8 protein-coding genes are annotated in these 15,036 nt (G+C 68.2%); 6 read left to right on the top strand and 2 right to left on the bottom strand.

Annotated features, from left to right (window positions below; genetic code table 11):
- Positions 1-26 precede the first annotated feature (26 nt).
- Positions 27-959, bottom strand: coding sequence for a LysR family transcriptional regulator (locus HAV18_RS08820; protein ID WP_166954782.1), 933 nt, complete (start codon positions 957-959; stop codon positions 27-29).
- Between the two features lie 205 nt (positions 960-1,164).
- On the opposite strand from HAV18_RS08820, the gene HAV18_RS08815 reads away from it, so the two are divergent.
- The 4 genes from HAV18_RS08815 (at position 1,165) to pdeR (ending at position 9,667) form a co-directional block, all read left to right on the top strand.
- A complete protein-coding gene (locus tag HAV18_RS08815; RefSeq protein WP_166954780.1) occupies positions 1,165-1,938 on the top strand; it encodes a putative hydro-lyase in 774 nt (257 codons plus the stop codon).
- Positions 1,939-2,020: 82 nt separating this feature from the next.
- Positions 2,021-3,319: an MFS transporter gene (locus tag HAV18_RS08810; protein WP_166954778.1), complete on the top strand. Its 1,299-nt coding sequence runs from the start codon at positions 2,021-2,023 to the stop codon at positions 3,317-3,319.
- 120 nt (positions 3,320-3,439) lie between these two features.
- Positions 3,440-7,099 carry a hydantoinase B/oxoprolinase family protein gene (locus tag HAV18_RS08805; protein ID WP_166954776.1) on the top strand — a complete coding sequence of 1,220 codons (3,660 nt, stop codon included), beginning with the start codon at positions 3,440-3,442 and terminating at the stop codon, positions 7,097-7,099.
- A 564-nt stretch (positions 7,100-7,663) separates the two neighbouring features.
- Complete coding sequence (gene pdeR, locus HAV18_RS08800) at positions 7,664-9,667, top strand: cyclic di-GMP phosphodiesterase (RefSeq protein ID WP_166954774.1); 2,004 nt, start codon at positions 7,664-7,666, stop codon at positions 9,665-9,667.
- A gap of 48 nt (positions 9,668-9,715) precedes the next feature.
- On the opposite strand, the gene HAV18_RS08795 is transcribed toward pdeR, so the two are convergent.
- A complete protein-coding gene (locus tag HAV18_RS08795; protein WP_166954772.1) occupies positions 9,716-10,579 on the bottom strand; it encodes a crotonase/enoyl-CoA hydratase family protein in 864 nt (287 codons plus the stop codon).
- Positions 10,580-11,625: 1,046 nt separating this feature from the next.
- Between HAV18_RS08795 and HAV18_RS08790 the strand changes: the two genes are divergently transcribed.
- The gene (locus tag HAV18_RS08790; RefSeq protein ID WP_166954770.1) at positions 11,626-12,348 is read left to right on the top strand and encodes a winged helix-turn-helix domain-containing protein; all 723 of its coding nucleotides are present in this window, start codon (positions 11,626-11,628) and stop codon (positions 12,346-12,348) included.
- A 16-nt stretch (positions 12,349-12,364) separates the two neighbouring features.
- Entirely contained in the window at positions 12,365-14,956 is a 2,592-nt protein-coding gene (locus tag HAV18_RS08785; protein WP_347814754.1) for an ATP-binding protein, read from the top strand.
- Positions 14,957-15,036 lie beyond the last annotated feature (80 nt).

Below are 15,036 nucleotides of genomic sequence, written 5' to 3'. Positions count from 1 at the left end.
TTCGGTCGAGCGGGGCGATCCTCACATCACAGCGCTTCAACCAACCTCCGCGTACTCTTCTCGCAGTACTCATGACACGCGACCCGCGCCGCAATCGACGCACCGTGCACGAACCGCGGCGCATCCGCGCGCCGCGACATCGACACGACGATCGACGGCGGCGACGGCTGCAGCGGCAGTTCCACGACTTCACCGCTTTCGATCAGCGCATCGACGAACAGCACAGGAATCGCCGCGACACCGAAACCGTCGCGCACGAGCTGTACGATCACCGAGATCGACGGCGAGCCGGTGATGCGCGTCTCCGACAGCGGCACACCATGCGCGTGCGCGAGCGCGCGGACGATGTCTTCCAGCGCGCGATGGGGCGCCGTCCCGCGCCCGTAGGTGAGAATCGGCTGGCGCAGCACCTGCCGCGCGAGGCCCGTGCGCGTGTTCGGCAGCAGCCCGGCGCGCGCGATCCAGCGCACGGGATAGTTCGCGAGCGCATCGCACACGACCGACGCCTCGTCGCTGCCCTCCACGCGGATGATCAGGTCGAGCTCGCCGGCCATCAGCCGGCGCTGCAGCACGACGCTCACGTCGACGGTCAGGTCGATTTCGAGCTGCGGATAGTCGGCCGCCAGCCGCCGCATATAGTGCGGTAACCAGCTGTGCACGACGGTCTCGATCACGCCGAGCCGCAGCTTGCCGCGCAGCGCGCTCTCGCCGGCGGCGGCGGCCTGCAGCTCCTGCGTCGCCTCGACCACGGCTTTCGCATAGCCGAGCAGGTATTCGCCGTTCGGCGTGAGCCGGAATTCGCGGCTGTCGCGATCGACGAGTACCGTCTGCAATTCGTCCTCGAGCGCCTTCACGCGCTGCGAGATCGCGGCCGGCGTCGCGTGCAGCGCGGCGGCCGTCGTGCGGAAGTTGCGCAGCTTCGCGAGCGTGACGAAGGTTTCGAGAAAACGCGTGTTCATGGCGGTCGGACGGAGGGTGGATGCGCACTTTGCCGGTGAGGAAAAGTGAACGGAGCAGGGGAAAACCCCGAGATGTGTTAAGAAATTCTATACAAGAGACGCAAAAAAACTCGTTGGCGACAAAATTTTTTCTTTTCTATTCTTCGCCGTATCCGATGACACGGCACCGTCATCCCGACGACATACCGATTAGCGACCCCACACCATGACGCCTTCCGAATTCCGCCAGTCCGTGCGCCACGGCTCGTTCCGCGGCCCGACCGCCGGCCATTGCGGCCCGTTTGCGCAGGCGAACCTCGCGATCCTGCCCGACGCGTATGCGCACGATTTCCTGCGCTTCTGCCAGGCGAACCCGAAAGCGTGCCCGCTGCTGGGCGTCGGCGAACCGGGCGCGTTCCGGATCGACGCGCTCGGCGAGGATCTCGACATCCGCACCGACGTGCCGAGCTACAACGTCTACCGCGACGGCCGCCTGACCGAGCGCGTCGAGTCGCTGGAAGCGCTGTGGCGCGACGATTTCGTCGTGTTCGCGATCGGCTGCTCGTTCTCGTTCGAGGACATGCTGGCCCGCGAAGGGATCGGATTGCGTCACGTCGAGGAAGGGCGCAACGTGCCGATGTACCGCACGTCGATTCCGAACCGCCGTGCGGGGATCTTCGGCGGCCAGCTGGTCGTGTCGATGCGGCCGATGCGCGGCGCCGACGCGATTCGCGCGGTGCAGGTCACGAGCCGGTTTCCGGGTGTGCACGGCGCGCCGATCCATCTCGGCGATCCGCGCGAACTCGGCATCGCCGACCTGAACGCGCCCGAATTCGGCGACGCGGTGACGATCCGCGACGGCGAGCTGCCGGTGTTCTGGGCGTGCGGCGTGACGCCGCAAACCGCGCTGATGGACGCGAAGTTGCCGATCGCGATCGCGCACACTCCCGGCCACATGCTGATGACCGACATCACGAACGCGTCGCTGGCCGTATTCTGAATCCCGGGCCGGCAGACGGCCACGCACGACACACCGCACGCACGATCGCCATTTGACGGCGCATAACGACAGGAGCACCACCATGGAAAGCAAGACCCTCGCGGCGAACGCCGCGGAGCCCGCGAGCCCCGAGCGCAACGGCCTGTTCTCGTGGTATGGCGACGCGCAGCCGCGTGAGCGCCGTGCGTTCTGGAGCTGCAAGGTCGGCTACATGCTCGACGGGATGGACACGCAGATGCTGTCGTTCGTGATCCCGACGCTCGTCGCGACCTGGGGCATCTCGTTCGCGGATGCGGGCTTCATCGGCACGATCACGCTGCTCGCGTCGGCGCTCGGCGGCTGGATCGCCGGCATCCTGTCCGACCGGATCGGCCGCGTGCGCACGCTGCAACTCACGGTGCTGTGGTTCGCCGTGTTCACCGCGCTGTGCGGGCTCGCGCAGAACTACCACCAGCTGCTCGCCGCGCGTGCGCTGATGGGCTTCGGCTTCGGCGGCGAATGGACGGCCGGCGCGGTGCTGATCGGCGAAGTGATCCGCGCGCGCGACCGCGGCAAGGCGGTCGGCCTCGTGCAGTCGGGCTGGGCGATCGGCTGGGGGCTGTGCGCGCTGCTGTATGCGCTGCTGTTCTCGGTGCTGCCCGCCGAAGACGCGTGGCGTGCGCTGTTCCTCGTCGGGCTCGCACCGGCCCTGCTGGTCGTCGCGATCCGCCGCTACGTGAAGGAGCCGGACGTCTACGAGAAGGAGAAGGCCGCGCAGGCGAAAGTGGCCGATGCGCCGCGCCTCACCGAGATCTTCGCGCCGAAGCTGATCACGACGACGCTGCGCGCGGCGCTGCTGACGACCGGCGCGCAGGGCGGTTACTACGCGATCACGACGTGGCTGCCGACCTTCCTGAAGACCGAGCGTCACCTCACGGTGATGGGCACCGGCGGTTATCTCGCGATGATCATCTTCGGCTCGTGGGTCGGCTACCTGACGAGCGCGTACCTGACCGACCGGCTCGGCCGCAAGCCGAACTTCATCCTGTTCGCGCTCGGCTCGATGGTGATCGCGTTCGCGTACACGTCGCTGAACCTGACCAACGCGTCGATGCTGTGGCTCGGCTTCCCGCTCGGCTTCTTCGCATCGGGCATCTTCTCGGGGATGGGCGCGTTCCTCACCGAACTGTTCCCGACCCGCGTGCGCGGCTCCGGCCAGGGCTTCTGCTACAACGTGGGCCGCGCGATCGGTGCGCTGTTCCCGTTCCTGATCGGCGCGCTGTCGAAGCAATACGGGCTCGGCACGAGCATCGGCATTTTTGCGGTCGCCGCATACGGCGTGGTGATCGTCGCCGCGCTGACGCTGCCCGAGACACGCGGCCGCGAACTCGACGCTGCCTGAACCGGCGGGGCGCTCCGCCCCGCGTTTTCTTCCCCTTTGATCGACTCCGTGACACGGCGTGCGACGCGCGCCGTGCGGCGGCGCTCGTCCCTCGATTCAACGACGCATCGACCCGACATCATGACTGACCGACATCTTTCCCCCGTTCCCTCCGACACCGCCCGCTGGCAATTCTGGATCGACCGCGGCGGCACGTTCACCGACATCGTCGCGCGCCGGCCCGACGGCACGCTCGTCACGCACAAGCTGCTGTCGGAGAACCCCGAGCAGTATCGCGACGCGGCCGTGGCCGGGATCCGCCACCTGCTCGGTCTCGCGGCCGGCGAGCCGATCACGCCCGAGCGCGTCGACATGGTGAAGATGGGCACGACGGTCGCGACCAACGCGCTGCTCGAACGCAAGGGCGAACGTACCGCGCTCGCGACCACGCACGGTTTTCGCGACGTGCTGCGCATCGCGTACCAGAACCGGCCGCGCCTGTTCGACCTCGACATCGTGTTGCCCGACGCGCTGTACGAAACCGTCGTCGAGATCGACGAGCGCATCGGCGCACACGGCGACGTCGTCGTGCCGCTCGATGCAGAGCAGGCCGAAGCGTCGCTGCGCCGTGTGTACGACTCGGGCGTGCGTGCGCTCGCGATCGTGCTGATCCACGGCTATCGCTACACCGCGCACGAACGCGCGCTGGCCGCGCTGGCGCGCCGGATCGGCTTCACGCAGGTATCGGTGTCGCACGAGGTGTCGCCGCTGATGAAGATGGTGTCGCGGGGCGACACGACCGTCGTCGACGCGTACCTGTCGCCGATCCTGCGTCGTTATGTCGAGCAGGTCGCGCACGAGATGCCGGGCGTGAACCTGCAGTTCATGCAGAGCAGCGGCGGCCTGACGCGTGCCGACGCGTTCCAGGGCAAGGACGCGATCCTGTCGGGCCCGGCCGGCGGCATCGTCGGGATGGTGCGTGCCGCGCGGGCGGCCGGCTTCGAGCGCGTGATCGGCTTCGACATGGGCGGCACGTCGACCGACGTGTCGCACTACCACGGCGAGTTCGAGCGCGTGTTCGAGACGCAGGTGGCCGGCGTGCGGATGCGCGCGCCGATGATGAGCATCCATACGGTGGCCGCCGGCGGCGGCTCGGTGCTCGGCTTCGACGGCGCGCGGTTGCGCGTCGGACCCGAGTCGGCCGGCGCGAACCCGGGGCCGGCCGCGTACCGGCGCGGCGGCCCGCTGACGGTGACCGATTGCAACGTGATGCTCGGCAAGATCCAGCCGGATCATTTCCCGCGCGTGTTCGGCCCGCATGCGGACGAACCGCTCGACCGCGACGGCGTGGTCGCGAAGTTCGAAGCGCTCGCCGACGAGATCCATGCGGCGACCGGGCGGCGCGAGACGCCCGAGGCGCTCGCAGAAGGTTTCCTGGAGATCGCGATCGGCAGCATGGCGAACGCGATCAAGAAGATTTCCGTGCAGCGCGGCCACGACGTGTCGCGCTACGTGCTGACGACGTTCGGCGGCGCGGGCGGCCAGCACGCATGCGGCGTGGCCGATGCGCTCGGGATGACGCAGGTGTTCGCGCATCCGCTCGCGGGCGTGCTGTCCGCGTACGGGATGGGCCTCGCCGACCAGACGGCGATGCGCGAGCGCGCGGTCGAGGCCGTGTTGTCCGACGCGTCGCTGCCGGCACTGAATGCGGCGCTCGACCGGCTGGCCGACGAGGCCGTCGGCGCGCTGCTCGAACAGGGTGTGCCGCAGGCGCGGATCGCGATCGAGCGCCGCGTGCACCTGCGCTACCAGGGCACCGATTCGGCGCTCGACGTGCCGGCCGGCAGTGTCGTCGCGATGCAGCAGGCGTTCGAGGCCGCGTACCGGCAGCGCTATGCGTTCCTGATGCCCGGCACGCCGCTGGTGGCCGAACTCGCGTCGGTCGAGGCGATCGGCCGCTCCGACGCGCCGGTGGAGATCGCACCGCTCGCGCCGCGCGGCAGCGGCGGGGAGGGTGAGGGCGACGATGCCGCACTGCGTGCCCATTCCGCCGTGCGCTTCCATTCCGGCGGCCAATGGCACGATGCGGCGCTCTACGTACGCGACACGCTGCTGGCCGGCGACGCGATCGACGGCCCGGCGATCGTCGCGGAGAAGAACGGCACGACCGTCGTCGAGCCCGGCTGGCGTGCGGAGATGACCGCACAGGGCAACCTCGTGCTGACGCGCACGACGCCGCTGCCGACGCGCCGCTCGCTCGGCACCGACGCCGACCCGGTGCGCCTCGAGATCTTCAACAACCTGTTCATGTCGATCGCCGAGCAGATGGGGCTGCGGCTGCAGAACACCGCGTACTCGGTGAACATCAAGGAGCGCCTCGACTTCTCGTGCGCGATCTTCGACGGCGACGGCAACCTGATCGCGAACGCGCCGCATATGCCGGTGCACCTCGGCTCGATGGGCGAGAGCATCCGCACCGTGATCGAGCGTAATCGCGGCCGCATGCGCGACGGCGACGTGTTCATGCTGAACGACCCGTATCACGGCGGCACGCACCTGCCGGACGTGACGGTCATCACGCCGGTGTTCGCGGACGGCTCGGACGCGCCGCTGTTCTACGTCGGTTCGCGCGGCCACCACGCGGACATCGGCGGCACGACACCGGGCTCGATGCCGCCCGATTCGACGCATATCGACGAAGAAGGCGTGCTGATCGACAACTGGCAGCTCGTGTCGGCCGGCACGCTGCGCGATGCGCAAACCCGCGCGCTGCTCGCGTCGGGCCGCTACCCGGCGCGCAACGTCGAGCAGAACATGGCCGACCTGCGCGCGCAGGTCGCCGCGAACCAGAAGGGCGTGGACGAGCTGCGCCGGATGGTCGCGCAGTTCGGCCGCGACGTCGTGCTCGCGTTCATGGGCCACGTGCAGGACAACGCGGAAGAAGCCGTGCGGCGCGTGATCGGCGCGCTGCAGGACGGCGAGTACCGCTACCCGCTCGACAACGGCGCTCAGATTCGCGTCGCGATCCGCGTCGACCGGGGCGCGCGGCGCGCGGAAATCGATTTCACGGGCACGTCCGCGCAGCTCGACAACAACTTCAATGCGCCGAAAGCCGTCTGCATGGCCGCCGTGCTGTACGTGTTCCGCACGCTGGTCGGCGACGACATCCCGCTGAATGCCGGCTGCCTGAAGCCGCTCACGGTGATCGTGCCGGCCCGCTCGATGCTGAACCCCGAGTACCCGGCGGCGGTCGTGTCGGGCAACGTCGAGACGTCGTCGGCCATCACCAACGCGCTGTACGGCGCGCTCGGTTGCGTTGCGTCCAGCCAGGGAACGATGAATAACTTCACATTCGGCAACGATCGCTACCAGTACTACGAGACGATTGCGGGCGGCAGCGGTGCCGGCGACGGGTTCGCGGGCGTCGGCGCGGTGCAGACCCACATGACGAACTCGCGGCTCACCGATCCGGAGGTGCTGGAATGGCGCTACCCGGTGCGGCTCGACTCGCACCGGATCCGCGCCGGTTCGGGCGGCGGCGGGCGCTGGCGCGGCGGCGACGGCGCGGTGCGGCGGATCCGCTTCCTCGAGCCGATGACCGCGTCGATCCTGTCGAACAACCGGATTCACGCGCCGTTCGGCGCGGCGGGCGGCGAGGCCGGCGCGCTCGGCCGCAACACGATCGAGCGCGCGGACGGCACGGTCGAGGCGCTCGACCACATCGGCCGCGCGCAGATGGCGCCGGGCGACGTGTTCGTCGTCGAAACGCCGGGCGGCGGCGGGTACGGCGCAGCGGGCTGAACCGCGTAACCGGCGCGGGCATCCCGCGCCGGTTACGCGGACGACATTGCAATGAAATGTGGAATAAAGCCGCGCATTAACGCCCGAACGGAATCAAAAAAGACGAAAAATCGGGGCGCGGGAATGCGATCCGACCCTGCCGCCACGGTTCAGCCGCCGCGCTGTCCCCCTATTCTGAAATCAGCCGGAAACGCCCGCCGGGCGGGGCGCTCGGCCTGTTTCGCCAGGCCCGTTGCGCACCGCCGCACCCGCATTCGCGCAGGCTGCCAATCATGAAAAATCCGGCTTGCCAATCGAGTCCCGATTCCTTGACACTCCTCTCTAAATGTGAGTGCCAATCCCGATCGTCATTTGATAAGATGGCTCTCATCATTCGTTAGGCAGAACCTGCGCGCATCACGCGCGAACGCCGGGTCGCATTAGCTGGAAACAAGTACGGGACGAGGCCCATCATCACGGCAATCACGGTTGCCCCGCCGGGAGCGCGCGACGCGCGGCCCGGAAGGGCCGCCGGCCGCTCGCCTCCGTCTACACTGTGCGTTTTTTCTGGATCGGGGCGTCTCCATGGATGACGAAAACGATAGCGCGGTGCTCGAGGCGCACGTCGGTACGCGCAGCCCCTGCTGGCGTCTCGGCAGCGACAGCAATGCACTCGAACTGGCGGCCGTCCGCGGCCTGACCAACGTCGCCGTCGCGCTGACGGTCGAACAGGCCGCGTGCATCCGCGCGCTGACCGGCGTCACGTCGCACCTCGTGCTCGACATCACGCTGTTCGGCGAACCGGTCAGGCTCCATCTCGTCGGCCGGAAGGTCGACACGACCGACTGGGCCGGCACGGCCTCGGCCTATTCCGATGCGGAGTCCGTCGCGGTCGATCTGGCGCACGGGCTCGCGTTCGCCGAGCAGGTCGTGTCGGAGGTGAATTCGCTCGTCGTGATCCTCGACCGCAACGGGATGGTGCAGCGCTTCAACCGCCTGTGCGAGGAAGTGACGGGCAAGCGCGAGGTCGACGTGATCGGCCGCAGCGCGTTCGAGCTGTTCATGAGCCCGGAGCAGGGCGCGCAGTCGCGCACCAACATCACGGGCTTTTTCGCGAGCAACCACTCGTTCGCGGTCGAGCGCTACATCAACACGGTCAACGGGCCGCGCCTGTTCCAGTTCCGCAACAAGTTCGTCCAGAGCGGCAGCGGTGTCGACGAGCAGTTCCTGATCTGCTCGGGTATCGACATCACCGAGGAGCGCAACGCGCAGCATCGGCTCATCGAACTCGCGAACACCGACGTGCTCACCGGGCTGCCGAACCGCCATGCGATCAGCGAGCGCATCCACGCGGCGATCGCCGCCGAAACCGCCGCGTCGCGCGGGCAGGTCGGCATCCTGTTCCTCGATCTCGACAACTTCAAGCGCGTCAACGATCACTACGGGCACATCACCGGCGACCGGCTGCTGCAGGACGTGTCGGCGATCATCAGCGGCTGCCTGCCGTCCGGCGCGACGCTCGCGCGGCTCGGCGGCGACGAATTCCTCGTGCTGTTCGAGCACGGCACGCGGCCGCTGCTCGAAGCGACCGCGCAGATCATTCTCGAGCGGCTGCGCACGCCGATCCATCTCGGGCTGATGGAGGTCTATACGAGCTGCTCGATCGGCATCGCGATGCATCCGCAGCACGGCGATTCGCTCGAGACGCTGATCCGCAGCGCGGATACCGCGATGTACGTCGCGAAGGAAGAGGGCAAGCATACGTACCGCGTGTTCTCGCTGGAGATGAACCAGAAGGTCGCGAAGTACATGTGGCTCGACACGAACCTGCGCAAGGCGCTCGAAGAGGAGCAGTTCGTGCTGCACTACCAGCCGGTCGTCGATATCGCGACCGGTGACGTGCATGGCGTCGAGGCGCTGATCCGCTGGCAGTCGCCCGATCGCGGGCTCGTCGCGCCGGTCGAATTCATCCGCTTCGCGGAGGAGTCGGGCCTGATCGCGCCGCTCGGGCGCTGGGTGATGCGTAGCGCGGCTGCGCAGGCCGCCGCGTGGAAGTCGAAGGGGCTCGACATCCGGATCGCGGTGAACGTCTCCGCGCGGCAGTTGCAGGACATGAACATCGTGCACCAGTTCGCGTCGATTCTCGACGGTGCGGGGCTGAAGCCCGGCCTGCTCGACATCGAGCTGACCGAGAGCTGCTTCATCGAGGACGAGGATGCGGCGATCGGGCTGATGCGGCAGTTCCGCCAGCTCGGCGCGGAGATCCATCTCGACGATTTCGGCACCGGCTATTCGTCGCTGTCGCAGTTGTCGCGCCTGCCGCTCGACGCGATCAAGCTCGACCGCACCTTCATCACGGGCATCGACCGCAATCCGCGCTCGCAGGCGCTGGTGCGCTCGGTCGTGTCGCTCGCGAAGGCGCTGAATTTCGCGGTGGTCGCCGAAGGCGTCGAAACGCATGCGGAAGCCGAATTCCTCAAGCAGCTCGACGTCGATCACGCGCAGGGCTACTACTACGCGCGCCCGATGCCGGCCCAGGCGTTCGAGGCGTGGCTCGCGGAGACGAGAAAGCTCAGGCTGATCGCCTGAGCTTCGTTCATGAAGCGGCGCCGCCCGCAAGCGGCGGCGCCCGTCGCACTACACCGTGCGCAGCTTCGACACGCGCCGGTTCTGCAGCATCACGAGGCGTTCCATGTACGCGAGGTCCTTCGGCTCGATCGTGAACGCCGCATGCACCCATGCTTCCGTGATGTCCATCAGCTCGGAGCGCGTCAGCTGGAACACCCGCTCGCGCGCGCGCAGCATCGCGCGCACGCCGTTCAGCTTCGGTTTCATCACGTCGATGAAGGTGCGCGTCGCGAGATACGCGTCGCCCGCGTCGAACGTCTGGTCGATCAGGCCGCGATCCTCGTACCACTCGGATGCGTGCGCTTCACCGGTCGCGATCAGTTGCTCCGCAATGCCCCGATCGGCCTTGCGTGCGACGAGCGAATAACCGCCCATGCCCGGGAACAGGTTGAACGCGATCTCGGGGAACCCGAGCTTCACGCCCTTCTGCGCGAGCACGTAGTGATGCGCGAGCGCGGCCTCGAAACCGCCGCCGAGCGCGCTGCCCTCGACCATCGCGATCGAGATCGACCCGGTGCCGAAGCCCGTGTAGATCTCGTACACGCCGTCGATGCACGAGCGTGCGTAGGCCATCAGCAGGTCGCGCTTGCCGCTGCGGATCGCGTCGACGAAGAAGCTCAGGTCGCCGCCGACGTTGAACAGCTCGGGGACGAGCGAGCCCGTCACCCAGAAGTCGAACGGCAGGCCCGAGTCGCGTGCGACGCGTGCGAGATGGATGATGTCGGTAACGAGTTGCTGGTTGAAGCACGGCCGCGGCTCCGATCGCAGCATCATCCACATGACATTACGTCCTTCTTCGTAAAAGGCAGTCAGTTGCGTGAGTTCGCCGGCTTCATAAAACGGGCGGCACGCGGGATGGGATTGGAGTTGCATGGTATGTCCTCGTGAATGTGGTTTTTGAAGACCGTCGCGCCCGGTGCCGAGCGGGAGGCGGGTATCCCGCAGGGCGCCGGGCGCGAGGCATCGCCATTGTTGCGCGCACAAACTCGGCCGATGTGTTGAGTGGGTCACCCGATCGCGCCGTCGGCGATCACGCGGCGGCGGGAAAATCGGTTACACGCGAATGAATCGATATGTGACTTTCGTGCGGGGCGGGAAGCCGGTTTCTCGCGGCTTTCGCGCGGGACATGGGTGACTAGGCGGGCTGCGAAGGTATTTCGCGTGTGAATTTTTTTGGAAGGGAAACCGGCGGCGACGATGATGCGGAGCGATCGTCGTTACAACGGAAGGCGGACGAGCCGCGATCGCGTGAAGAAGGTGCGCGGCACTGTGATGCCGCTCACGGCGCAGGAGATCGTGATTGGAAGCGGAAGCGGAAGCGGAAGCGGAAGCGGAAGCGGAAGCAGTAGCAGTAGCAGTAGCAGTAGCAGTAGCAGTAGCAGTAGCAGTAGCAGTAGCAGTAGCAGTAGCAGTGACACCACGTCGATTTAGTTCGTCATGCAGATCACTTGACGATATCACCTTGGATCGACGCACGCGTCAGGCGTGCGTGACGTGTCGGTGGCTCTCTCGGCTTCACGCATCGGGCTGCATGCGCGATCGGTGCTCCCGCTCGGCCCGTGAGCCCGATGCAATCGCATGGCATTCCGTACCGTCGGCTCGCCCGTTCGGGCGGCGGTCCTGACAGGGTATTCACCGATCGCGACACGGTTGCGCCGCAATTTTTCGACGTTAAAATCCCGCGCGCGTTGTATTGCGCCTCGCGTTGCGCCCCGCGCAGGCGAACGCGGCGCCCCGCCCATCCTCATGCCGATGCGCGTTCACGGGAACTTGCCAGGATCGGCCCGGATCGGCCACCATTCGCTTCCGGCCCGACTGCGTCATCCCACCGCAGTCCGGCCTCATACCGACAGAAATACCAGTCCGCCCCGCGCGGCCGATCGAATCGGCGCGTGCGGCAGGCTTGGAGGAGAACACCCATGTCAGAAAAACATCGGATCCTGGTGCTGGACGACGATCCGGAAGTGCGCGTCTGGCTGAAGAGCGTGCTGGAAGAGGCCGGGTTCGAGGTCTCGGCCGTCGACAGCGCCGCCCGGATGCAGCAGCAGCTCGCGGCCGCGCCGCACGCGCTCGTGATTCTCGACCTGAAGCTGCGCGGCGAGGACGGCCTGACGGTCGCGCGCGAGCTGCGGCGCCGGTCCGACGTGTCGATCATCATGATCAGCGGCCTGGGCGACGAGACGGATCGGGTGCTCGGCCTCGAGACCGCGGCCGACGATTTCGTCACGAAACCGTTCTCCGGGCGCGAACTGATCGCGCGGGTGCGCGCCCAGCTGCGGCGCACGATCGAGCTGTCGATGCCGCGCCCCGCGTCGAACGGCGGTGGCCCGCGCTACTGCTTCGACGGCTGGACGATGGATCTGGCCGCGCGCACGCTGACCCACAACGGCGGCCCATGCGCGCTGACGCAAGGCGAATTCGAGCTGCTCGCGGCGATGGTGCAGCAGCCGTCGCGGGTCTGGTCGCGCGACCAGTTGCTCGAACATACGCGCGGCTTCGGCATCGACGTGTACGACCGGACGATCGACGTGCTGATCCTGCGCCTGCGCCGCAAGATCGAGCCGAACCCCGAGCAGCCGACCTATATCCGCACGCAGCGTGGCATCGGCTACGTGTTCGCGGTGCCCGTCGTGCGCGTGTGACGCGATGCGCACGACGGTGAGGCTGTTGCCGCCCTGGAGTGTCCGGGCGAAGCTGATCGCGACGTTTCTGCTGCTGTTCGGCATCACGCTCGCGGTCGTGGTGGTCGGCGTGCTCGGCATGCGCGCGAACCAGAACGCGCTCGACGAATACGAGGCGAACGTGGTGCCGGAGATTGCCCGCGCGCTCGAGTTGTCGGACAAGGTCGCGCAGCTCGCCGCGGTCGCGCCGAGCATGATGCTGACCGATTCGCCGGACTTGCTGCACAACGACACCGAGCTGATGCGCGGCCTGCTCGGCGACATCCGGCGGCTGTCGCCGGGCTTCGGCAGACAGCCTGGCCCCGCCGCGAAGGCGGGCGAGCAGCTCGCGGTGATCGACGATCTCGACGCGATCGACCAGGATCTCGCCCGGCTGCTGATCGTGTCGGGCAGGCAGCGACAGCTCAAGGAGGAACTGAGCACCCTGCGCCTTGCAAACGACCGCATCGGCGACAGCATCGCGCGCGACAAGAGCGTGATCGCGCAGCGCGCGCCGACGCTGCTCGAGATCTGGGCCCGCACGGCCGGTGCGCTGCAGGCGGCCAACGCCGCGGAGCTCGGCAGCGCGGAAAGCGACAACGAGGCGCTGTGGCTGCGCGTGCGCGAACGCGCCGAAGACCGCCGCCAGCCGGCGCTTGCCGAGGCGCTGCAGCAACTTGACGGCGGCGCGCGCAACGTATTCGCGGTGCGCCGCGAGTTTCTGTCGAGCGAAGCGCAGACGGGTTATCTCGTGACGCTCCTGCGCGGCCACGCGGATCACCTGAGCGGCAAGTCGGCGCGCTACGTCGAGCGCTTGCGGCAGATCGCCAGCGAGCGCAGCGACAAGGTGCGCAAGGTCGCGGTCTCCAGCCAGTCGGGCCTGCTGCTGCTGGCCGTCGCGGGCGTCGTGGTGGCGTTGCTCGGCGTCGCGTATGCGAGCCGCATCCTGCACAAGCTGCAGGCGATGACGCGCGTGATGGCGCGACTCGCGAAAGGGATCACGTCCGACCGGATGCCGTCGACGCACCGGCCGGACGAAATCGGCGAGCTGGCGCGCGCGTTCGAGGTGTTCCGCACCAACCTGATCGAGAAGGAGCAACTGACCCACGGGCTCGAGTCGCAGCGCCGCCTGCAGGAATCGGTGCTCAACTCGATGAACGACGGGGTGTCCGTCCACGACACGCACGGCAGCCTGATCGCGTGGAATCCGACCTTCGCGACGCTGCTCGGGATCGACCCGGGCACGCTGCATGCGGGCCTGTCGCTCGCGATGCTGCGGCAGGCCCTGCATCAACCCGCGCGCTGGCGCCAGGTGTCGCGCGAGACCGCGACCCGCACGTCGGACGGCGCGCGCATCGCCGCGTCGGCCGAATTGCACCTGCGCGACCAGCGGACCCTCGAATTCCACTGCCAGCCGCTTCCCGACGGCGGATGGGTGGCGGTCTGCCGCGACCTGACGAGCCGGCGCGCGGTCGAGGCCGAGTTGCGCCAGGCGCAGAAGATGGACGTGCTCGGCCAGCTGACGGGCGGCGTCGCGCACGACTTCAACAACTTCCTCGTCGCGATACTCGGCAACCTGGAACTGCTGCTGCCGCGGCTCGACGGCCAGCAGGACGCGCAGACGATGGCCGAGCGGGCGCGCCGCGCGGCCGAACGCGCGTCGCGGCTCACGCGGCGGCTGCTCGCGTTCGCGCGGCGCCAGCCGCTGCAGGCCGAACGCGTATCGGTCAGGGCGATGCTCGCGGAGATGCTCGATCTCGTCGAATACTCGGCGGGCCAGCGGGTGAGCGTCGTGCTGGAGCCGGCCGTCGACGCGATGTGGGTGAACGTCGACCGCGGCCAGCTCGAGAACGCGGTCCTCAACCTGACGCTCAACAGCGCCGCCGCGATGCCGGAGGGCGGAACGCTGGCGCTGGCCGCGCGCCGCGCACCGGCGGTCGACGGTGCCGCCGCGCCGCACGCGATCGTGCTGAGCGTCACCGACACGGGCTGCGGCATCGCCCCGGTGCTGCTCGACAAGGTGATCGAGCCGTTCTTCACGACCAAGGCGGCCGGCGAGGGGAGCGGGCTCGGGCTCAGCAGCGTCTACGGCTTCGTGCGCCAGAGCGGCGGCGATCTGCGCATCCACAGCGAGGTCGGCCGGGGGACGCGCATGGAGCTGTGGCTGCCCGAGACCGCACCGCCCGACCGGCGCGGCGCGCCGGCCGTCACGGTGGCCGCGCCCGTTGCCGGGCCGGCCGGTGCCCGCGTGCTCGTGGTCGACGACGATCCCGAGGTACGCGACACGGCGCTCAGCCAGTTCGCGGCGCTCGGCGCGCGGGCCGACGCGGTGGCGACCGGCGACGCGGCATTGCGCTGGCTGGCCGAGCACGGCCCCGTCACGCTCGTGCTGTCGGACATCTCGCTCGGCGCGGGCGGCAGCGGCATCGCGTTCGCGGCGCGGCTCGCCGAGCGCTGGCCGGCGCAGCGCATCGCGCTCACCTCGGGTCTGCCGCCCGAGATTCATCAGGCCCATCCCGACTGGCGCGCGGACCTGCCGTTCGTGCCGAAGCCGTTCGATCTGGCGGCGCTCGCCGCGCTGCTGGGCTGACGCGCGACGCCGATTGTTTCGATTGTTAATGGCGTGGCGCGTTTCCGAAATTTTCGATTAACCGGACTGGAGTCTCATAG

Source organism: Burkholderia sp. D-99, from assembly GCF_011605345.1.
Lineage (GTDB): Bacteria > Pseudomonadota > Gammaproteobacteria > Burkholderiales > Burkholderiaceae > Burkholderia.
Note: the sequence above shows the minus strand (reverse complement) of the source record. Positions and strands in the feature narration are given on the sequence as shown.